We start from the raw sequence: 23236 nt of genomic DNA on the forward strand, positions 1-23236 counted from the left end.
CATTGTGCTTAAGACGGATGGTTAGATCAACAGACGGGCTTCATCCTCGGAAAGATCGTTCAATTTTTCGATCAGTCTGGCTTCAATGATCTCTGCTACGCCTGCAACCGTGCCTGCCTCGAACAGCTCACGCACGGGCACATCGACCGGGAAGACCTCGCGCAGCCGCGACACCAGCAGCGTCGCCATCAGCGAGTGACCGCCGAGGTCAAAGAAGTTGTCGTGGATGCCGACCGACGCGATACCGAGCAGATCTTGCCAGATCGCGGCGATCTTGTGCTCGATCGCGTTGCGCGGCGCGACATAGGCCGTGGCAAGCGCTGGACGACCGTGCAGCGCTTCGCTCGGCGGCGCTCCATCGCTCAGAGCGCTGTTGGGCGTGAGTAGCTGCTCCTGGCTGCGCGCCGCGCGGCTCGGCGGATCGATCCAGTAGCGCTGGCGCTCGAACGGGTAGGTCGGCAGGTGGACGCGCCTGCGCTGCTGATCGGCGTAGAACCGGGTCCAATCGATCGGCACGCCCGCGAGCCAGAGCTGGCCGAGCGTTTGCAGCAGAAACGCGAGATCCTGCTGGCGGTCGTGGGGATGCCGCAGCGACGAGAGGACCGTCAGGTTCGGGATCGCCTGCTGCCGGGCCAGCGTGCTCAACATTCGGCCAGGGCCAATCTCAAGCAGCACGCGATCCGGCTCGCTCAGCAGCACCTCCAGGCTCGTCGCAAAGCGCACGGGCGCGCGCAGATGCCGCGCCCAGTAGCGCGGGTCGGTCGCGTCCTCAGCGGTGATCCAGGTGCCGCTGACGTTCGAAAGGTAGGGCAGCCTGGGCCGATGGAGGCTGATCCGGCTCATCTGCTCGATGAACGGCTCCAGAATCGGCTCGATCATCGCCGAGTGGAAGGCATGCGACGTATGCAGACGGCGGCAATCCAGCCCTTGCTCGGCCAGCTGGCGCTCCAACTGCTCGATGCCTGCGTGCGGCCCGGCCACAACACACAGCGCGGGCGCGTTGACCGCCGCGAGCGAGAGCTGCCGGAAATCCTCTGCATCGAGCAATTGCAGCACGGTCTGCTCCGGCAGCGGCACGCTCAGCATGGCCCCTGCCGGAAGCGACTGGATCAGCCGTCCTCGGAGGCTGACCAGCGCGAGCGCGTCCTCCAGGCTGAACACGCCCGCGAGACAGGCCGCGACGTACTCGCCGATCGAGTGGCCGATCATCGCGACGGGCTGCACGCCCCACGACATCCAGAGCTGCGCCAGCGCATACTCGATCACAAAGAGCACCGGCTGAGTCAGCCAGGTCTGATGCAACTGTTGCGTTGCCTCGGCTCTGTGGTCCGCATCGGGATACAGGACCGTGCGCAGGTCGAGGCCCAGGTGCGGCCTGAGCAGCTCCGCGCAGCGATCGACCTGCTCGCGGAATGCGGCTTCCTCGTGATACAGCTCGTGCGCCATCTGCACGTACTGCGCGCCCTGCCCCGGAAACAGAAACACGACCGCTCGATCCTGGCGCTCCTGCTGGCGATTCAAGACCTGGCGCGGATCTTGGGATTCTAGCAGCTCGACCGCATCGTCGCTGTCGCGGCAGACCAGGATTTGACGGTAGGCGAACGCTTGCCGACCGACGTGCAGGGTGTAGGCCACGTCCGCAAGATTCAGGTCGGGGTGCTGGCGCAGGTGAGCCGCCAGCTTCAGCGCCGCCCGCTCGAGCGCCGCGCTGCTGCGCGCCGAGAGCGCGACAAGCTGCCACTTACGCCCGCTTCCCGACGGCGCGACCGGCGGCGCTTCTTCAAGCACGACGTGCGCGTTGGTGCCGCCGATGCCGAACGAGCTAACGCCCGCTCGCCGTGGCGTGCCGTTGGTGTGCCACTCTGCGCGGCTTGTGTTGACATAAAACGGAGAGCGCGCAAAATCGATCATCGGATTGGGCTGCTCGAAATGCAGGCTCGGCGGGATGCAGCGATGCTGAAGCGCCAGCACGGTCTTGATCAGCCCGGTCACGCCTGCGGCAGTATCCAGGTGGCCGATGTTGGTCTTGACCGAGCCGATCGCGCAGGTGTTGTTCCGCTGGCTGGCAGGTTCAAAGACGCGCGTCAAAGCGGCCATCTCGATCGGATCGCCCAGCCGCGTGCCGGTGCCGTGCGTCTCGATATACGAGATCGTTTCGGGCGATACTCCGGCCATCGCCAGCGCCTCGGCGATCACCGCTGCCTGACCGTCGATGCTGGGCGCGGTGTAGCCCACTTTCTGCGAGCCGTCGTTATTCATGGCGAAGCCTTTGATCACGGCCTGAATGGCATCGCCGTCGGCCAGCGCGTCGGAGAGCCGTTTCAAGACCACCACGCCGATGCCATTGCCCGCGACCGTGCCTTCCGCCCGCGCGTCGAAGGCGCGGCAGTGGCCGTCGGGCGACGCAATGCCGCCCTCGACGTAGCGATAGCCCGCCGCGTGGGGCACATTAATCGTCACGCCGCCCGCCAGCGCCATATCACACTGGCGCAGCAGAAGGTTTTGACAGGCGACGATCACCGCGACCAGTGAGGTCGAGCAGGCGGTCTGGAGGTTGATCGCCGGGCCGTGCAGGTTGAGCTTATACGCGACTCGTGTCGTCAGATGATCTTTTTCGTTTAAGATCATCATCTGGAACGCGCCGACGTTCTCCAGCAGCGAGCGGTTCGGATACAGGTTGTTGAGCAGGTAGCTGTTGGTGCCAACGCCCGCGTAGACCCCGATCCGGCCTGGGCTGGCCTCAGGGTTGTATCCGGCGTGCTCCAGCGCTTCCCAGGTACATTCCAGAAAAAAGCGCTGCTGCGGGTCCATCACCGTGGCCTCGCGCGGGCTATAGCCAAAGAAGGCGGCGTCGAACAGCTCGATGCCGTCGAGGATCGCCCCGGCCTTGACATACTGCGGATCGGCAAGTCGCGCCGGATCGACACCCGCCGCCAGCAGCGCATCGTCGTCGAAGAAGGTGATCGACTCTGTGCCTGCTTGCAGATTGTGCCAGAACGTCTCGATATGCTTCGCGCCGGGAAAGCGTCCGCTCATGCCGATGATCGCAATCTCGGTGCCGGCAGCGGGTGCCGGGCGCGGCGCGGGCTGGCGCTCAGCCTGCTCCGCCGCCGAATCGCCCAGCACGGCGCTCACATAGCTCGTCAGCGCAGTGATCGTCGGGTAGCGGAACAGCTCCATCATCGGAATGTCGCGCTTCAGCAGCGCGCAGAGCTTGCCGTGAACCTGCATCATCCGCAGCGAATGGCCGCCAAGATCGAAGAAATTGTCGTGGATGCCCACGTCGTCAAGTTCCAGCACGTCCTTCCAGATCTGCGCGATCTGGCGCTCGATGGCGGTGCGCGGCGCGACATACGCGACGGTGCCGTTCGGTCGCTGAGCTTCTGGCACCGGCAGCGCCTTGCGGTCAAGCTTGCCGTTCGGCAGCAGCGGCAGCGCGTCGAGGAGGACGAAGACGCTCGGCACCATGTAGGCGGGCAGGCGCGCGCCGACATGCTGGCGCAGTTCCTGGGGCGAACAAAGAACGGGTGCCCTCTGGGCAAACAAAGAACAGGGGTCATCCGATTCCGCTTCTTTGTTCCGTTGTTCTGTTGTTCTTTGTTCTACGACGTACGCTACCAGCCGCCTCTCGCCCGGTGCATCTTCGCGCACCACCACGACGGCATCCTGCACCGCCGGATATTCGATCAGCGCCGCCTCGATCTCGCCCAGCTCGATGCGATAGCCGCGCACCTTGACCTGATGATCGATGCGGCCCAGGAACTCGATATTCCCGTCGGGCAGGTAGCAGGCGAGGTCGCCTGTGCGGTACAGCCGCCCGCCTGGTTGGTCGGCGAAGGGATCGGGCACGAAGCGCTCCGCCGTGAGATCGGGACGGCCCAGGTAGCCGCGCGCAAGCTGCACGCCGCCGACGTATAGCTCGCCGACCACGCCGATCGGCACCGGCAGCAGATGGCGGTCCAGCAGATAGACGCGCGTGTTCGCGTTGGGCCGTCCGATCGGCGGCGCGTCCTGGTAGGTCGGATCGCTTTCCCAGACCGTCACATTGACCGTCGCCTCGGTTGGACCGTAGGAGTTGAAGAAGCGCCGCCCAGCCGACCAGCGCGCGACCATCGTATGCGAGATCGCCTCGCCGCCGCAGATCAGCGTGCGGAGCGCCGGTAATGCCTGGGGATCAAGCCCGCCCAGCATCGACGGAACCATGACCGTCGCGCTAATGGCGTGATCGTGCAGCCAGCCCTGTAAGGTTGGTCCGGGCAGCAGGTGCTCCTGGCTTCCGATATACATCGTCGCACCGGCCAGCAGCGAGATCAAACATTCCCAGATCGAGCCGTCGAAGCTATACGCGATCAGTTGCGCGATCCGATCACCTGGACGGATGCCAAACATCTGGATCGAGAACGGGATAAGGTTACACAGTCCTCGATGTGGCAGCATGACGCCCTTGGGCTTGCCGGTGGAGCCTGAGGTATAGATCACATAGGCCAGATTGTCGGCGGTGGGCCGCTGACGAGCGCTGCCGGAGGCAGACGCCTGCGCCGCCTGGATGATCTCCGACCACTCCGCGTCGAGGCAGATCACTCGCGCCGGATGTTCGGGGAGCAGCGGGAGCAGCCGCCCGTGCGTGAGCAGCACGCGCACCGGCGCGTCCGCCAGCATCAAGCGGATACGGTCGGGGGGATAGGCCGGATCGATTGGCACATACGCGCCGCCGGCCTTCAGGATACCCAGCAGGCCGATCATCTGGTCGACCGAGCGCTCGACGCACACGCCCACGGGCACCTCCGGTCCCACGCCGCGCATACGGAGGTAGCCTGCCAGGAGATCGGCCTGGCGATCCAGCTCACGATAGCTGAGTTTGCGGTCGCCGGAGACAATCGCCAGGGCATCGGGCGTGCGCGCGACCTGCGCCTCGAAAAGCTGGTGAATACAGGCGTCCTCGGCGTACTCGACCTCCGTCGCGTTCCAGTCCGCGAGCATCCGCCGGTCGGTTTCGCTCAACAGCGGCAGCGCCGCGATGCGCTGTCGCGGATTGGCGGCGATACCCTCCAGCAGCGCGTGCAGGTACTCCATCATCCGATCGATCACCGGCTCGTCGAAGCGCTGCGCATCGTAGAGCATCCGCACCGTCAGCTCCGACGACGGAATGACCATCACCGTCAGCGGGTAGTTGGTGCGCTGCACGGAGCGCACGAGCTGAATATCCAGCGTGTTGCTCAGCTCGTGGAGCCTGCGATCCACCGGATAGTTCTCGAAGGCAATCATGCTCTCGAACAGCGGCAGGCCACGCGGTATCTCGCTCCAGCCCTGGATCTGCACCAGCGAGCTGTACTCGTACTGCCGCGCGTCGAATTGCCGCTGCTGGATCTGCTGAAGCCAGGCCACGAGCGTCTCTGCCGGATCGATCTGTGTGCGCAGCGGCAGCGTGTTGATAAACAGCCCGACCATCGACTCGAAATCGGTAACGTCCGTGGGCCGTCCCGAAACAATCACGCCAAAGACCAGATCGTCGGCGCCGCTGTAGCGATTCAGCAGCAGCGCCCAGGCCCCCTGAACGATCGTGTTCAGCGTCAGGCTCTCCTGTCGCGCTACCGCGTGCAGGCGATCAGTGGTGTGTGTGGAGAATCGGAGGTATCGCTCGCGATAGCACGCCGCGCCGCGATCGTCGGCAGGCGCGGCCCGGAGCAAGGGCGTCGGCGCGGTAAAGCCTTTGAGCACGTCGCGCCAGGCAGCCTCAGCCGCGCGCCGGTCCTGCCGATCCAGCCAGGCAATATAATCGCCGTACGGGCGGGCGGGCGGAAGCCGGAGCGGCTGGCTCTGCTGATGGGCCTCGTAGATCTGGAACAGCTCTTTGAGCAGCACGAACATCGACCAGCCATCCAGCAGCAGGTGATGATAGCTCCAGACGCAGTACCACGTGTTGGTAGCGGTCTGCGCCAGGGTCAGACGCATCAGCGGCGGCTGAGCGAGGTCGAAGCCCCGCTCACGATCGGCTCTGAGCAGCGCCTCAAGGTGCGTCTCCGCCACGCGGGCGGGCAGGCTGCGCCAGCTCTCGTGCTCGATCGGCATGACGGCTTCGCGCAGCACCACCTGCACCGGCTGCTCCAACTCCTGCCAGTGGAACGCGGTCCGCAAGATCGGGTGGCGGTCGACAAGCTGCTGCCAGGCCTGGGTGAACGCCGCAAGATCGAGATCGCCGTGGAGCGACCAGACGAATTGCTCAAAGTACGCGCCTGTGGCTGGAGCGGACACCGTATGGAACAGGATGCCTTGCTGCAACGGCGAAAGCCGATAGATGTCTGTGATCCGCTGGGGCTGTATTCCCGCCTGCTCCTGCCCGCGCTCGATGCGTTCGACCAGTAGATCAAGCGTCTGCTGGCTCAAGGCGGCTTTCGGAAAATCGGAGGGCGTGTAGCCCGCTGCCGGGGCTGACAGGCAGTACGCGATCAATACTTCCAGCGCCGTGAGATACTGCCGGGCCAGCCGCTCGATCGTGGCGCGCGCATGCACGGCATCGCTGTAGATCCAGTGGAGCTGGAGCTGCCCGCTGGCGACAAAGCTATTGATCTCGATCAGATAGGCGCGCTGCCCGCGCGGGCTATGGGCCGGGCCGCTCGGCTCAGGTGCCGGGCTAAAGAGCTGTGTCGCGCTCATGCGATCGAACTGGCCCAGGTAGTTGAGCATTACCTGCGCCTGGGGCAGCGCGGCCAGGTGCGCGCGGTGCTCTGCCGTGCTGAGATAGCGCAGCACGCCATAGCCAAGCCCGCGGCTCGGCACCCTGCGGAGCTGCTCTTTGATCGCTTTGAGGGCCGCTCCCGGATCGCTGGCTGCTCCAAGATCGAGCAGCATCGGGAAGAGCGCCGTGAACCAGCCGACGGTGCGTGAAAGCTCCACATCGTCAAAGAGATCTTCCCGACCGTGCGCCTCCAGATCCACAAGCAGATCGGGCTGCCCGGTCCACTGCGCGAAGGTCTGGACCAGCGCCGTTAGCAGCAGATCGGTGATCTGGGCATGATACACGTGCGGCACCGCGTGCAGCAGCGCATCGGTCGCTGCGGCGCTCAGGCGCAGCTCCACGATCCCGCGCGACGCCACGGTATTCGCGCCGCTGGCATGATCGACCGGTAAGGGGGCCACGGCGCGGCGTGTCGGCGCGAGCCAGTAGGCCAGCTCCGCCTGTGCCGCTGCCGTCTGCGCGTAGGCGACGAGCCGCTCGGCCCAATATGTGAACGATGTTGTCTTGGGCGGCAAGGCCACGGCGGTGCCCTGCTGAAGCTGATTGTAGGCGGTTTCCAGGTCTTCAAGCAGGATCGGCCATGAGACGGCGTCGACCGCAAGATGATGAATCACAAACAGCAATCGGTCGGGCTGCGCCGTGGCCTGCGTGAGATGCGCAACCCTGAGCAGCGGCCCGTCGCTCAGATCCAGGCTGGCGTGCAGCTCGGCGATCACTTCGTCGCGCATGGCCGTCTGCTCGGTCGGCGGGAGCGCTGTCAGATCGATCCGCGTCACAACCGGCTGTCGCTCCCGCTCCGCGATAGCCGCCGTCCAGCCTGTCGGCGTCCGCGTGAAGCGCAGCCGTAGCGCATCGTGGTGCGCCAGCAGATACTCTACCGCCTGTGCCAGCAGCGTATGGTCGAGCGGCTGCCGGACGGCGACGAGGATGGCCTGGTTCCAGTGATGTGGATCGACAAGCTCGCGCTCGAAGAACCACTGCTGGATCGGCGTCAGCGGGAGCGGACCCATGACCAACGCTTGATCGGCAGCCACGGGCGTGGTTGTGGCGACGACGGCTGCTAGCGCGGCGATGGTCTGATGTTGAAACATCTGGCGCGGCTTGAGACGCAAACCGGCCTGCTGCGCGCGGGCAATCACCTGCATGATCAAGATCGAGTCGCCGCCGAGCGCGAAGAAGCTATCATGCACGCCTACCTGCTCCACCTGAAGGACATCCGCCCAGATCCGCGCAAGCGTAATCTCAATCTGCGTCTCAGGCGCGACAAACGGCTGCTCCAGCAGCGGACGAGCCGTATCGGGCGCTGGCAGCGCGCGGCGATCGACCTTGCCGTTGGGCGTGAGCGGCAGCGCATCTAGAAAGACGAACGCGCTCGGCACCATGTAATCGGGTAAGCGCTCTTTGAGGTAGGTGCGGAGTTTGGAGTTTGGAGTTTCGGGTTCTTGATTCTCCGCTTGTTCCTTTGTTCTTTGTGCGCCCGGCGGGCGCACGGTTCTTTGTTCTACAACGTACGCGACGAGCCGCGTATGTCCGCTATCCTCGCGCGCCACGACGATCGCCTCGCGCACGGCGGGATGCTGAAGCAGCGCCGCCTCGATCTCGCCCAGCTCGATGCGAAAGCCGCGCACCTTCACCTGATGGTCGAGCCGTCCGAGGTACTCAATCGCGCCGTCGGGCAGGAAGCGGGCGAGATCGCCGGTTTTGTAGAGCCGCGCGCCACCCTGAGGGTACCCGGTCTGGCTGAACGGATCGGGCACGAACCGCTCCGCCGTCAGATCGGGGCGGCCCAGGTAGCCGCGCGCAAGCTGCACGCCGCCGATATGCAGCTCGCCCGGCACGCCGATCGGCACCGGCTGACCATACCGATCCAGCAGATAGATCTGCGTGTTGGCGACCGGACGCCCGATCGGCACGGTGTGCAGCGCGCTCTCGCGCTGACACGGCCAGAAGGTCACGTCGACGGCGGCCTCGGTGGGACCGTACAGGTTGTGCAGCTCGGCGTCCAGGCGCGCGAAGCAGCGCTGCTGCACGGCCAGCGGCAGGGCCTCGCCGCTACAGATCACCCGGCGCAGCGAGCGGCAGCCCCGCAGGTCGGCGGTGTCGAGAAACGCCTGGAGCATCGAGGGCACAAAATGCAGCGTGGTGATTCGCTCGCGGGCGATGAGCTCGACGAGGTAGGTCGGGTCCTGATGGCCGCCCGGCTTTGCCACGACCAGGCGCGCTCCGGTGAGCAGCGGCCAGAAGAACTCCCAGACCGAGACATCGAAGCTGAACGGTGTTTTTTGCAGCACGCGATCCGCCGCCGTCAGCCCATAGGTGTCCTGCATCCAGAGCAGCCGGTTGACGATCGCCCGGTGCGTGTTCATCGCGCCCTTGGGCTGGCCGGTCGATCCCGATGTGTAGATCACATACGCCAGGTTGTCGGCGGTGACGAGCGGCTGCGACGCGGTGCTGGGCTGCGCGGCGATCGTCGGCCCGTCGGCGTCGATGCAGACCAGCCGCACACCCGACGCTGGCAGCCGCTCGGCGAGATGCTGCTGGATCACCAGCACGGGAGCGTCTGTATCTTCGAGCATGAACCGCAGGCGCTCGGCGGGATAGTCGGGATCGAGCGGCACATACGCGCCGCCCGCTTTCAGGATCGCCAGCAGCCCGACGACCAGATCCAGCGAGCGCTCGACGCAGATCCCGACCAATGTCTCGCCCTGAGAGCACCCGCCCACGCCCAGCGCTTGCAGATGATGTGCAAGCTGGTTAGCGCGGGCGTTCAACGCGGCATACGTCAGCGCCGCATCCTCGAACATCACGGCGATGGCATCGGGCGTGCGTCGCGCCTGGGCCTCCACCAGATGATGCAGGCAAACATCCGGCGGGTAGTCCACCGCCGTGGCGTTCCATGCCACAAGCATCTGCTGCCGCTCGGCCTCCGCGAGCAACGGCAAGCGCATGATCGGCTGATCGCCATCGGCGACGATCGCGTGCAGCAGCCCTTGAAAATGGCCGATCAGGCGGTCGATCGTCGCGGCGTCGAAGAGGTCGGTCGCGTATTCGAGCAGGCCGATCAATGTCTGCGGCCCTTCGCGGATCGCCAGCGAGAGATCAAACTTGGCCGTGCCGCTGTCGACCGGGATGCTCTCCAGGGTCACGCCGGGCAGCTCAAGCGTGGGCAGCGGCATGTTCTGGAGGACGAAAAGCGCCTGGAAGAGCGGGTTGCGGCTCAGATCGCGTTCGGGCTGAAGCTCGTCCACCAGGATCTCAAAGGGCAGATCCTGATGCGCATAGGCGGCCAGCACCATCGCGCGGACGCGCCCCAGGGCCTCGCGCAACGAAGGATTGCCCCGGAGGTCGGCGCGAAGCACCAGCGTGTTGACGAAAAACCCGATCAGCGGCTCGATCTCTGCCCGGTTGCGGCCCGAAATCGGCGTGCCCACCACCACATCATCCTGGCGGCTGTAGCGCGCCAGCACGATCTGAAACGCCGTCAGCAGCGTCATAAACAGCGTCACGCCCTCCCGGCGGCTGAAGCTCCGCAGGGCCTCGGTCAGCGGGGCAGACAGCTCGAATCGTTGGGTCAGGCCGCGAAACGACTGGGCTGGCGGGCGCGGACGATCGGTGGGCAGATCGAGCACCGGGAGCGCTCCACCAAGCTGCTGCTTCCAGTAGGCCATCTGCCGATCGAGGATCGCGCCGGGTGTCCCTAGCGCAAGCCACGCGCGCTGCCAGACGGCAAAATCCCCATATTGGATCGGGAGATCTGGGAGCCGGGTACCCTCTGGGTGCGGCTGCCGCGCCGCAAACGCCGGGTAGAGCGCCGCGAGCTCGCGAATAAAGATGCCCATCGACCAGCCATCGGAGATGATATGGTGCATCGTCACCAGCAGCATGAAGCCCGCGTCGTCCAGGTGCAGCAGCCGCAGCCGCAGCAGCGGGCCGCGTACGAGGTCGAACGGCTGACGCGCTGCCTGCTCGGCCCGGCGGAGCGCCTCGGCGTCCCGTGCCGGTGCCGGAAGCTCCCGCAGATCTTCAGGCGTCAGGTCGATCGGCTGGGGAGGGTGGATAACCTGGACGGGCCGCTCATCGGCAGACGCGCGCTGCGTGAAGGTCGTGCGTAACGTCTCGTGGCGTCGCAGAATCTCGCCGATCGCCTGCTCGAGCGCGCCGATGTCGAGCGCGCCCGTGAATCGCACCGTCACATGGATGTTATAAAACGGGCTGTCAGGCTCCAGCTGGTGCAGGAACCACAGCCGCTGTTGTGCGAACGAGAGCGGCAATGCCTGATCGCGGGGGATCGGGCGGAGCGGAGGAGCGCCGGAGTCTTCCGCGCGCAGCAGCGCGATCAGCGCCGCTTTGTGCTCGGCGAGTTCCGTCCTGAGCGCTGGCGTCAGGACGCCCTTGGGAGCGTTGCAGCGGAGTCGGTCGCCATCGGTCCAAAATTCTACGCCGAGCCCGCGCAGGTACGACAGCAAGGCATCCGCGCTCATAGCTCGATCTCCTCGCGGTCGTCTGCTGCCGGTGCCATGCCATACGCGACCTCTTGCGCCGACGATCGCGACACGCCGCAATCGGGATCGATGCCGCCGCCAAGCAGCGAATGTACCAGCACATGGGTCTGATCCAGGGCAAAGAGATGGCGGATTCGATCAAAATCCAGGCTGCCGATCGGACAGAGTCCGATCCGACTGTGAGGCGCTGACATCATCAACAACTGACCTATGTATCCTGCTTCGAGCGTGGCGTAGTGCCAGCTCTGGTTGCCATACATCGGCGCGATGGCACTGAGCTGCGCGATCAGAAAGATCGAGAAGGCTGCTTCGTCAAACACGGGGCCGTTAACAAATGGATCGTGGATCGTCCGGTCGAGATCGACATCGGGCGTGAGCAGCGTGAGCCAGTGGCCGACGGGATGATAATAATAGATTCCGCCCGTCAAGCCCTCAACCCGTTGTGGTCGAACATGAAGATACGTTTGGATTGGGTAGAGGCCACCCGCAGAAGGATACAGGTACTTCGGATGTTCGTCGAGCGTCACCTGCCGGAGGCAGCCAAGCAGCGTCCGAAACGCCTCCCACGGGATCGGCTGCTGCACAAAGTGCCGATGGCTGTGGCGCTGCGTATAGGCGCTCAGGGCAGCCTCCACATCACCGCGATCCAGCGGGATGCGGGGCTTGTCCTGATCGTCGGGACGCAGCCCCGGCTGGCGCTGCTTGAACACCTCGCGGTCTACGGGATCGACCAGCAGCGGGATCGCGCCGATGCGTCGGTCCAGCTCACTCTCTGTCCGCGCCGAAGCGCTCGGCGGCTGGCTGCGATGGCGCTGGTGCTCGTAGGCGCGCGCCAGCCCGACCACCGTCGGCGAGCGGTAGAAGTCCTCAAGCTTGGGGCGGAATCCAAGCTCACGCTCCATGCGGTTTGCAATCCTGATGATCTCGACCGAGTTCGCGCCGAGATCAAGCAGATTGGCCCTGGGATCGACATCCGAAAGATCAAGAATATCGGCGACGAGGCCGCTGATCTCTCGGACCAGCGCGCGCGATGGCGTGTCCGCGCCCCGAAGCGCTTCGTCATCCGGCGCTCGGAGCGCAGGCGAGTCTGCGTGCTCGTGTCGTTGGATGATCCCATCGTAGCGTGCCAGGTCGACCTGGCTCAGCGGGGATTGCCAGCTCGCTTTGCTCTCGGCCAAGCGCTGGAGAAGCTGACAATACGCGCCAAACATATCGTCGAGCATGCCACCAGGAAACAGATCGTCCACGGCGTCCCAGTTGAAGACCAGCGCTCCGGCCTGCTCCGAAACCTGATGATCGAGCCAGACCTGGGGTGTCTGGCTGATGCTGTGAACAAGCTGCCATCCGAGGGTGGGCTGGTCCTCCTGAGAGACGCGCTGATTGATCAAGGTACTGGTAAAGACCACCGGCATCACCGCTCTGGCTCCCTCGCCCTGAATCCTGGCAAGCTCACGCAGCACACGCACGCCGCTGATCTGGCTGTGCTCCAGATCGGACCAGAGCTGCGTCTGCACACGCTCGGCCCGCGCCGCGAAGGTGTCGCCCGCCGCATTATCGACCATCAGCAGAGTCGTCGCGGTAAAGTCTCCGACGATGTCATGAACCTGCGGGTGCAGCGGGAGCCGGTTGAAGAGCGTCAGGTTGATCGTAAACCGCGAGCTTGTACTCCATGTCGTCAGGATCTCGGCAAATGCGGCGGCCAGCAGCGCCGAAGGCGTGAGGCCGTGCTGCGTTGCCTGCTGCTTGAGCCGCTGCCAGGTGTCGCGCTCCAGCCTGCCGCTGCGGCGGACGAACCGTGGGTGTCGCAGGCTTTCGGGCTGCCGCACCAGTGGCAGCTCCGGCGCGGGCGGCAGCGTCGGCAGGCGCTCCCACCAATAGTCCTGCGCACGCCGATAGGCGCTGGTGTCACGCAGTGTGCGCTCGGCGAGCACGTAATCGCGGAATGAGAGCGCCAGCGGTGGAAGCTGCCGCTCCGGCTGATGATAGAGCGCCGCAAGCTCGCGCACCAGCAGCCGCAAGCTCCAGGCGTCGAGGATCAGCATGTCGAGGCTGATATGCAGCCGGACCTGCTCATCGTCGAGGATCGTCGCGCGGAGATCGAACAGCGGCCAGGTATCGGCGGGCAGCACTTGATGGGATAATTCCTGGCGTATGGCCTCCAGATGCGCTGCTCTGGCGTCAGATGGGAGCGGGCGTACGTCGGCCACGTGCAATGCGTAGGGCGGAACGTGCGGCAGGATCTGTTGCAGACCGTCCTCGCGCACAATCGCCCGCAGCATATCGTGACGGTCGATCAGCCGCTGCCACGCATCGCGGAAGCGATCAAGGTCGAGCGCGCCGCCGTCAAGTTCGAGATACACATGCGTGGCGACGTTGCCAAGCTCAAGGCTGCCCATGCGACCGATCCAGTAGGCCTGCTGGATGTCGGTGAGCGGAAAGGGTTCGTAGCGTGTGCCTGGATCTGGCTCGATCTGCGGCAGCGCGCCATGCTGTGGCGCATCATTGCCATCACGCAGCAGCGTCAGAATGGCCGCCTTGTGCTCAGCCAGCGCCGTGAGCAACTCCGCCGTCAGGACGCCCTGGGGCGCACGATAGCGCAAGCGATCACCGTCTGCCCAAAGCTGAACACCCTTGTGCCTCAGGTCGTCCAGGAACGTTGCTACCGTCATAGTCCTCATTCTTTCCGCTGTTGTTCGTTGTCGTGATCGGGCATGGGCTGCCGGAGTGGACGGAATGCCTGAATGAACGTGTCAACCATAGAGGTGGATTTGACATGTGTGAGGCCGAACCAGATAACAGGCTGATCGAGGCCGGAGGTGATCGTAGCAGATTCTTGCTCCCGGCGCAACCAGGAGGAATCGATCGGAGCCATCACACCAAGGCGATCCTCCTCCCTGTGCCAGCCTGAATATATCGTCCGCTTTAAAGAGATCCGATAAAAGAATGTGATTATGTCATCTTGAGCACGAAGGAGAAGTATATGTAATATTGGTATTATACTATTACATACCCTCGAAGCGCGCACCCTCTGGCGCGAAGCGGTTTCTCACGGGCAGCGACCTGCTAACTGTGGTGGATTTCAAATGCTCCGCTGCGGCTGGTTTCCGGGTCAGCTAGCGGACGCGGCATTTTCTCGCCTGGAACTCGATTACTTGAAATGCGACCTCCTGCCGCTACCTCGCGGCCAGTGCCGTCAACTCATCGTGGAGCGGCAGGGGAGGCCGTTCATCATTATTATGATCGGGGCATTGTTTGAGGAATATTGATTATCGGTACAACTTCCTCGGAGGCGTTGCATCAATCGCGCTGCATGGCTTCTCGAACAATCGGGGCGGGCCCATGCTCTTTTTCCGATTGCTATCCCACCATTTCTAGCGTATGATATGAGAAAGCGCTTTCGTAAGGTTTTCGCTATGCCATCGTTAACCGAGATTGCAAAACGCCTGAATGTTTCGGCATCCTCGGTTTCACGTGCGCTAAACGGGCAGCCGGGACTCAGCGATACCACACGATCACGGATCCTGGCGGAAGTCGAGCGACTCAACTTCGTACCGCACGGATCGGCTCGTGCTCTGGCCTCGACCCGCGCCGAAAACATTGGCTTTACGGTTTATCACCAGCCGAGCCTGCTTGCCGACGACCCGTTTTACAGCCGCATCCTGCTTGGTGTCGAGCAGGAGGTTCGACAGCGGAAGTTCCACCTGCTGCTTACCGCGCTGGAAGACGATCAGGTAGCGCGACCAAGGCAATGGAGCGTTGTTCATGGCAAGCGCGTTGACGGCCTCGTTCTGGCTGGTCCATTTATCCCACCGCGCTTCATTCTTGCCATCCACACCCAGGGCACGCCGCTCGTGCTGGTGGATAACGCGATCGTCGGCGCGTCGATCGACGTCGTGCTTGGCGACGACCAGGGTGGTGCCTATGGTATCGCCGAGCATATCCTCAGCCACGGTCATCGCCGAATCGTGATCCTCTCCGGTCCTGAGAGCTGGATCACTAACCGTGAGCGCTGCGCCGGTTTCATCAAAGCGCTGAGCGAGCAGCAGGTGACACCGCTCGCGATCCTGCATGCGGCGACGACAACCTATCAGACAGGGCACGAGCTTATGCGCGCGGCGCTCAGCGCGCAACCCACTGCAGTGCTCGCGATCAACGATGCCATGGCGATGGGGGCGATCGACGCTGCGCGCGAGGCTGGATTGAGCGTTCCTGACGCTCTCGTCGTGACCGGCTTTGACGATGTCGAGTCCGCCGAACGATTCCATGTGCCGCTGACGACCGTTCACATCCCCAAGCAGCGCCTCGGCCAGATCGCCGCGCGGCGCTTATTCGAGCGGATTGAGGATCGGGATGGTCCGCAGCAGCGCACGCTGGTTGCGACCACGCTGGTAATTCGCCGATCCTGCGGCTGCGACGTGTCGGCAGAAAGGAGGTCTAACGCCGCGCGCAGCCAGAGCCGAAGATAAGATGGTGCAACAACCGTTCAATCGAGAAGGATCTGTATGATGCGACGAACATTGTCATGGTTGACGCTCCTTACGCTCCTGCTAGGCATCCTGTCCGCATGTGGTGGATCTGATGGGACGACCGCCGGAACGGCAGGTACCCAGGCACCGACGACGACTGAGTCTTCCCCCAGTACCGGCTCGCCCGCCGCGTCAGCGCCCGCTGCTGGCGAGAAAGTCAAACTGCGCCTGTCCACCTGGGCAGGCGTCGAAGAGGCCAAAGAGCTGGACGCCATTCTTGCAAAGGTCAACGCGGAGGCTACGAGTTTCGAGATCGTGCAGGAGCCACAGCCAGCCGACTACTACACCAAGCTCCAGACCACGATCGCCGGTGGTCAGGCCGCCGACCTGATCTGGCTATCGCAGGAGTATATCGCCGGCTACGTCGATCGCGGCGCGCTGATGGACGTGACCGACTGCCTCAACGGCAGCGACCGGCCTGCGGCGAAGCTCGACGACTATTTCCCGGAGGTGCTCCAGACCGCGCAGTTCAAAGGCAAGACCTACGGCCTGCCCTGGATCTCGCAGCCGGTGATCCTGTACTACAACCCGAAGCTCTTTCAGGATGCTGGCGTCGCGGAGCCGACCGCCGACTGGACCTGGGACGACTTCAAGAGCGCCGCCGAGAAGCTGACCAAGCCGGATCAGGGCATCTACGGCACGGCGTTCAATGACTGGCCGCCGATCCAGATGTTCATCTGGCAGGCGGGTGGCGAGGTCGTGAGCGAGGATCTGATGCAATCGCCGATCGACTCGCCGGAAGCCATCCAGGGCGCGGAGTTCTACGGCGATATTATCTTTAATCCCACGTATGCCGCACCCGAAAATGTGATCAAAGAGCAGGGCTTTGGCGAGCTTGCCAAGAACGGCAAGGTCGCCATGTTCTTCGGCGGCGCGGCGGACGACCTAGACTACGCCCATACCAAGGACGCGAAGTTCGCCGAGCTGAAGGCCGCGCTCGTGCCAAAAGGTCCTAAGAGCCGGACCACCTTCGCTTGGACCGCCTCGACGGTCGTGAACGCAGGTACGGCAAATAAACAGGCCGCCTGCGATGCGCTGATCGCCTTGACCGAGGGGATTCACCACTGGAAGATCGTCGCGCCGCGCAAGTCGCTCGCCAACAAAGAGACGATCGTTGCCAGCGTGCCGCTCAAAGAAGCCTCGGCTGACGTGATCGTCGAGGCGGCTAAGGATATGCGCTCGTTCAGGATCGTCCCGGCACAGTCGGAGTGGGATACCGTCTTCTGGGAGCAGTTCAAAGATCCGCTGTTCCACGATAAGGGAGCGGCGGCTGACCTCGCCAAACCCGCTCGTGAGGCGCTGGAAGCGGTCCTTCAGGGTCCGTAAGAGTCACCTTCAGAAGCGTATGCCGCGACCCGCGCTCTTGCGAGGAGCGCGGGTCGGCGAGCACCGCAGTGGTTCAACCAGAGAAGGAGCATGCGATGACGCAACTCTACATACGGACCCTGGTCGACTATCTTCTTGCGGGAATCGGCATCGTCGCGGTGATGTTCGCCGTCTACTATCTGCTGCCACGGCTCGGAGCGAAGAAGGAGACGGCGGCGGGCGTCGCGCTGATTATGCCGTGGCTGCTCGGATTCTTGCTCTGGACGCTGTATCCGATCGGCGCATCGCTCTATTACAGCTTCACCGATTTCAACGGCCTGCAAACGCCGGAGTGGGTCGGCCTCGACAACTACCGCCGTCTGCTTCAGCCGTCGTCGTTCTTCTGGCCGTCGCTTCGGCTCACAATGCTCTATGGCGTGCTGAGTCTGCCGTTTGGCCTGGCGCTCTCGCTGGCGATTGCCATGCTTCTGGCGCGGGACGTCAAAGGCATCGGCTTCTGGCGCACTATGTTCTACCTCCCGGCAGTCATCCCGTCGGTGGCGACATTTATCCTCTGGCTCTGGCTGCTCTCGACCAATGGCCTCTTCAATCAGATCTTCAGCCCGCTCTACCGTCTGATCGGCATCGGGAATCCAAGCTGGTTTACCGATCCGCGCTTCGCGCTTCCGGGCCTGCTGATCATGAGCATCTGGGGCGCGTTCGGGGCCAATACGGTGATCTTGCTTGCCGGGCTCAAGAACATTCCCAAGCATCTGTACGAGGCCGCAGACATCGACGGCGCGGGCGCGTGGGCCAAGTTCTGGAACGTCACGCTGCCGATGGTCAGCCCGTCCCTGTTCTACACGCTGGTGCTGGGCGTGATCGCCGCCGTTAAAATTCTGGATGTTGGGCTGTTTGTCCGGTTGCCGCGCGAGTCCGGCACCTTTCTCGGCGTGCTCGTGTACCAATATGCCTTCGGCACCCGCTCGCTGATGGGCTATGCCTCCGCGCTGAGCTGGCTCATGCTGCTGATCATCGCCGTTCTCACCGCGATTGTCTTTCGTACCTCCGCGCTGTGGGTGTTCTATGAAGGCGAGAAGCGAGGCTAATCATGGCTGTAACAACCGCTCCACGAGCTGAGAGTCGGCCAGCCCAGGCGAGAGCGCGGCGAAACATGGTTGGAACGATCCTGACCTATGTCGGGCTGCTCATCGGACTGTTGTTCGTGGTGATCCCGCTCTACTGGATGATCGCGACATCGCTCAAGACGAGCAGCGCCTTGTTTCTGCTGCCGCCGCAGATTATCCCAGAGCCGATACGCTGGCAGAACTACGTCGAGGTCTGGCAGCTTGTCCCGCTGGCACGCTACTTCGCCAACAGCATCTTTATCACCATGCTGGCGATGTTCGGCGAGATCCTGACTTGCTCGCTTGTAGCCTACGGCTTTGCACGGTTCAACTTTCCGGGCCGCACCATCCTCTTCGGCATCATGCTGGGCACGATGATGCTGCCGGGCGTGATTACGCTGATTCCGTCGTTCATCATCTGGGCGCGCGTGCTCGATCGCTACGACACGTTTTCGCCGCTCACGGTCGGCGCACTCTTCGCCTGGGGGCCGTCGTACATCTTCCTGCTGCGTCAGTTCTTTCTCACGATCCCTCGTGAGATCGAGGATGCGGCGACTATCGACGGCGCGAATCTGATGCAGACCTTCTTCCAGGTGATGCTGCCGCTGGTCAAGCCTGCCCTGCTGGCGGTCGCGGTGCTGAGCTTCAACGGCAACTGGAATAATTTCTTTAGCCAGTTGATCTATCTGAGCACGCCCGAAAAATTCGGCCTGCCGCTTGGCCTGTACCAGTTCAACTCGGCGCTCTCCGGCGGCGGCGAAGCGCCCAAATGGAACATGATGATGGCGATGACGGTGCTGATGACGATCCCGATCGTGCTGCTGTATGTGCGCGCCCAGAAATATTTTATCGAGGGCATCACCGTTGGCGCGGTCAAAGGCTAGGTGTTTGAAAGCCGTATCAAGGAGTACACTGGTGAGCGAGACGACCAATCCGCCGTTCCAGATGGAGCGCCTGGGTATGATCATGGAAGGCGATCCTTCCAACCCCGATGAGGCGCTGGGCGTGCTTAACCCCGGCTGCTGTCGCGATCGAAACGGCGACCTGCTCCTGTTTCCGCGCATCGTCGCGGCTGGCAACTACTCCCGAATCGGCATCGCCCGCGTCGTGTGCGACGCGGACGGAACGCCGGTCGGCGTCGAGCGGCAGGGCTATGCGCTGGAGCCCGAAACCGGCTACGAGCGGAATGCACACACGGCGGGCGTCGAAGATCCGCGCGTTACGTTCGTTCCGGCGATCGACTCCTACGTCATGGCATATGCAGCGTACGGGCCGCTCGGCCCGCGCGTGGCGCTGGCTATCTCCAAGGATGCCTATGCCTGGCAGCGGCTTGGACTGGCGAAGTTCGCGCACGCGGCGGAGTACCGCACCGACTTCGATCTTTATGTCAACAAGGACGCATACCTTTTCCCCGATCCCGTGCACGATCCCCAGGGTCGGCCCGCGCTCGCCATGATTCATCGCCCGGACTACAACGTCAACTGGTGGCGCGAGGGTGGCTTTCATGTACAGCCGTCCGGCATCGCGGAAACTCGCCCGTCGATGTGGATCTCATACGTGCCGCTCGACGTCGTGCAGACCGATCCGCGCAATCTGTGTTTCTGGCACGATCACCAGCTCCTTGCAACACCGAGGTACGCCTGGGAATCGCTCAAGATTGGCGGCGGCACACCGCCGGTGCTCACGCCCCTTGGTTGGATCACCATCATTCACGGGGTGGACGGCCAGATGATGGCTGGCGTTGATCACCAGCCGCGCGTGCGGTATACCGCCGGCGTGCTGGTTCTCGATCGCGACGATCCGCGCAACGTACGCTACCGCTCATCGACTCCGATCCTCGCGCCCGACACTGCCGAAGAGCAGCGCGGCGTCGTCGATAACGTTGTCTTTCCAACAGCAGTTGACCTGCGCGCAAACGGTCAGATCGATGTGTTCTATGGCATGGCCGACGCGCGGATTGGTGTTGCCAGGCTGCATGTGCCCGCGGCGCTGCCGCAGGCGTAGCATCTACCACGGCACGCGCTCAACGTATGCACCAGCCAGCGGCGCTCCCGTAGGCGCTGACATCTCACCGGCTGATCGACCGACCGAACAATCACGGGGCAGGCTCATAGCCGGGCCGATCGTCGAAGAGCTGTACCCAGCGCCCATCGAAGCCGCCGTTGGCTGCGGTATACCAGGCACTGGAGAGCCACATGCCCTCTTCGCGTGTGTCAGCATCATTAATGACGCCTGAATGCACGAAGAAATCGTGTTGCCACCAGAAGGCGTTATGGGAGTTGTAGTAGCCGCTGGCCGCCCCTCGGCTGCGTCCGTAGCTGTCAAGACCCTGCCCCTCATACCCTTTGAAGTCGTCCGATCCCGAAGGAAATTCCGGGTTAAGCTCGGCTGAGTAGGCCCCGTAGAGCCAGTCTTTATCAAGCACGCCCTCGCGCCCATCGGTCAGGTCAGACTTACCGATGTCCCGCGATTTGGTGTAAAAGCGTTGCAGCCCCGTGCTGACTTCAGCCTGTCCCGCCTCATTCAGAATTGGGCTTTCCAGGTACACGTCTTCCAGATCGCTCGACAGCCAATGAATGTACCAGGGATTGTTCTGCCAGTGGGTCGGGAAAATATCGGCGAGATCCTGAAGCTCATAGGTCAGGCGTTTTACCTGATACCAGCGCACGGTGTTGCCATTATCGACACGGCTGGCAAGCGTGCTGGCGTTGGAGTAGCTCAAGGATCGCGCGCCCCAAGTGCTGACCGCCGCCGCCGATCCTTCCGGCACGAATACGTAATGGACATTCCGCTTGTCATCCTTATTGGTAATGTTCACCTCCGCCTGGGCGGTAGCGGTATTCACCTGGCTGGCAATCCAGCTATAAGGATTGGTGACAAAGCGGATCTCATGAGCATGTGGCTGCGACCAATCATCGACATTGCTTTCGTCGGCCTGCCACAGCAGCACATGCTTGCCGGTCGCCGTCTGCATAAAATTCAGGGCCGAATCGTAGGAGCGGCGCATGTGGTGTTCCTTGTGGAGCGTGACCGTGACATGATTCACATACTCGCCGCCACCACCGGGCGTGCCGCTGATCCCATGCACCACGATTTCCACTCGTTCCCAGTCGTGGATCTCGCTGCCGTCCTTATCGGCAGCGTTGTAGACGTGATAGAGCAGCACCAGCGATTTGCTGCCGCCGTTCATGTATTCGATCAGGCTGGTGTAGAGCGTCGGACGAATGCGCCAGTGGCTGTAGCTGCCTGATCCGCTGCCTGATGCGGCGACATACTGATTGATGGTGCGCCAATTCACGCGATTATTGGAAAAATCGCCGTCCTGATCAAAGTCAAAGTTGGTCAGCCAGTCGCGGCCCGCTTTGCCGTCATTTTCATCGCCGCGCTTGAGGATCACCGGCGCGTAGTACTGCAAGTACGCCTGGCGCTGCGCGGTCGTCAGACTCCAGGCCTGGGCCTCCGCGTGACGTGCTCCAAAATCCGTCCCAAGGACGCTCGACATGAGTACAACGAGCGCTGTTATCGCAACCATCCGTGTCCGAGATGTCAGCAAAGTCCTCGTCGGTGAGTATCGTAGGTGCAACATCGTGATTCTCCCCAATAGATGATTCGATCATGGTGGTTGGCATCGCTGCCGATGGGCCGCTCCCCACCTTCGACGCGACAGCCCAACCGCTGGAACTCCTCGATCACAAGCGCCCGCGCGCCTCACGGGATGAGCTAGGCCGCGACAAGCAGCGTGCCGAGCCAGTCTGCAACCGCCTGCACATGGGGCGACCGCAGCAGCGTGTAGTGCGTTCCGGGCACCACCCGATCCTGCACCACGGTCGCGAGCGCGCGCCACGCGCCCGCCAGATCCCGGCGCTGCGCCGTGACCTCCGCCACCAGCAGCGCCACCGGCAGGGGCGCGGGCGCTGCCGGGTAGGCCGCCAGCATGGACAGGTTGGCGGAGAAGACCGCAGCGAGCCGCTTGAGCCGATCGAGATCCATGCCGGGCAGCAGCGCCTCCTGCCGCTGCGCCTGTGCCAGCACATACGCCAGCCGCTCATCCGCCGCGAGCGGCGCGAGATCCGTCACCGTGATCCCCAGCGATGTGCCGAGCATACCGCCGAGATCCTGAAGGAACGCATGCAGCATCGCCGTATCATCGGGGAGCGGCACCTCAGGCATGGGCGGCGCGCTGTCGATCAGCGCGAGCAGCTCGATCGTCTCGCCCTGCCGCTGGAACTGGCTGGCGATTGCAAACGCCACCACGCCGCCAAACGACCAGCCGCCGAGTCGGTATGGGCCGCCGGGCTGCACGCTGCGGATCGCGGCGAGATACTCTTCAGCCAGCGCCGCCACCGAGCGATGTGGCGTTTGGCCGTGCTCGACGCCGCGTGCCTGAAGGCCATAGACCGGCTGATCCGGCCCCATCTGCCGCGCCAGATCCGCGTAGCAGAGCACGGTCCCGCCGATCGGATGGATCAGAAAGAGCGGACGCCGACGGCCCTGCGCCTGGAGCGCCACCAGCGGCGACCACGTATCCGCCACGCGCTGCTGGCGCAGGTGGGCGGCAAGTTGCGCGATCGTGGGGGCTTGCAGCAACGTTGTGAGCGGCGGCGACCAGCCAAGGCGCTGCTGAATCTGGGCCATCATCCGCACGGCGAGCAGCGAGTGGCCGCCGAGTGCGAAGAAGTTCGCGTGGATGTCGACGACGGGCGTATGCAGCAGATCGGCCCAGATCTGCGCCAGCCAGCGCTCTGCGTGATCACGAGGAGCGACCAGAGGCTCCCGCGCGCCATCCGAAGCATGTGGCTGCGGCAGCGCGGTGTGATCGAGCTTGCCGTTGGGCGTGAGCGGCCACGCATCCAGCAGTACAAACGCGCTCGGCACCATGTAGTCGGGCAGGCGCTGCCCCAGGAATGCACGGAGTTCGGAGTGGAGGCCCTCACCACACCCAGAGGGCACCCGCCCCCGCTCCCATTGCATAGGAGCGGGGGAGCACCGTGTTTGCTTGCTCTCGTGGTCCGCTTTTTTGTTCCGTTGTTCTGTTGTTCT

9 protein-coding genes are annotated in these 23236 nt (G+C 63.6%); 5 read left to right on the plus strand and 4 right to left on the minus strand.

Annotated features, from left to right (window positions below):
• Positions 1–21: 21 nt before the first annotated feature.
• The gene (locus VFZ66_24290) at positions 22–11217 is read right to left on the minus strand and encodes an amino acid adenylation domain-containing protein (GenBank protein HEX6292329.1); all 11196 of its coding nucleotides are present in this window, start codon (positions 11215–11217) and stop codon (positions 22–24) included.
• Complete coding sequence (locus tag VFZ66_24295) at positions 11214–13907, minus strand: condensation domain-containing protein (protein ID HEX6292330.1); 2694 nt, start codon at positions 13905–13907, stop codon at positions 11214–11216. The genes VFZ66_24290 and VFZ66_24295 overlap by 4 nt, the downstream gene beginning before the upstream one ends.
• A 714-nt stretch (positions 13908–14621) precedes the next feature.
• Here VFZ66_24295 and VFZ66_24300 point away from each other — a divergent pair.
• The 5 genes from VFZ66_24300 to VFZ66_24320 all read left to right on the plus strand — a co-directional run bounded on the left by VFZ66_24300 (position 14622) and on the right by VFZ66_24320 (position 20200).
• Positions 14622–15704 carry a LacI family DNA-binding transcriptional regulator gene (locus VFZ66_24300; protein ID HEX6292331.1) on the plus strand — a complete coding sequence of 361 codons (1083 nt, stop codon included), beginning with the start codon at positions 14622–14624 and terminating at the stop codon, positions 15702–15704.
• Positions 15705–15740: 36 nt separating this feature from the next.
• Positions 15741–17090 (plus strand): sugar ABC transporter substrate-binding protein, encoded by a 1350-nt coding sequence (locus VFZ66_24305; protein HEX6292332.1) that lies wholly within the window; start codon positions 15741–15743, stop codon positions 17088–17090.
• Positions 17091–17185: 95 nt separating this feature from the next.
• Complete coding sequence (locus tag VFZ66_24310; GenBank protein ID HEX6292333.1) at positions 17186–18178, plus strand: sugar ABC transporter permease; 993 nt, start codon at positions 17186–17188, stop codon at positions 18176–18178.
• Positions 18179–18243: 65 nt separating this feature from the next.
• On the plus strand, positions 18244–19080 hold the full coding sequence (locus tag VFZ66_24315; protein ID HEX6292334.1) for a carbohydrate ABC transporter permease: 837 nt from the start codon (positions 18244–18246) through the stop codon (positions 19078–19080).
• 31 nt (positions 19081–19111) lie between these two features.
• Positions 19112–20200, plus strand: coding sequence for a hypothetical protein (locus VFZ66_24320; GenBank protein ID HEX6292335.1), 1089 nt, complete (start codon positions 19112–19114; stop codon positions 20198–20200).
• A gap of 91 nt (positions 20201–20291) precedes the next feature.
• Here the strand turns inward: VFZ66_24320 and VFZ66_24325 are convergent, their stop codons facing one another.
• Together VFZ66_24325 and VFZ66_24330 are read right to left on the minus strand one after the other, a co-directional pair.
• Entirely contained in the window at positions 20292–21611 is a 1320-nt protein-coding gene (locus VFZ66_24325; GenBank protein ID HEX6292336.1) for a hypothetical protein, read from the minus strand.
• A gap of 305 nt (positions 21612–21916) precedes the next feature.
• Positions 21917–23146, minus strand: a complete 1230-nt coding sequence (locus VFZ66_24330; GenBank protein ID HEX6292337.1) for a thioesterase domain-containing protein — start codon at positions 23144–23146, stop codon at positions 21917–21919.
• Positions 23147–23236 lie beyond the last annotated feature (90 nt).

The sequence above is a fragment of the Herpetosiphonaceae bacterium genome, from assembly GCA_036374795.1.
In the GTDB taxonomy this organism is placed as follows: domain Bacteria; phylum Chloroflexota; class Chloroflexia; order Chloroflexales; family Kallotenuaceae; genus LB3-1.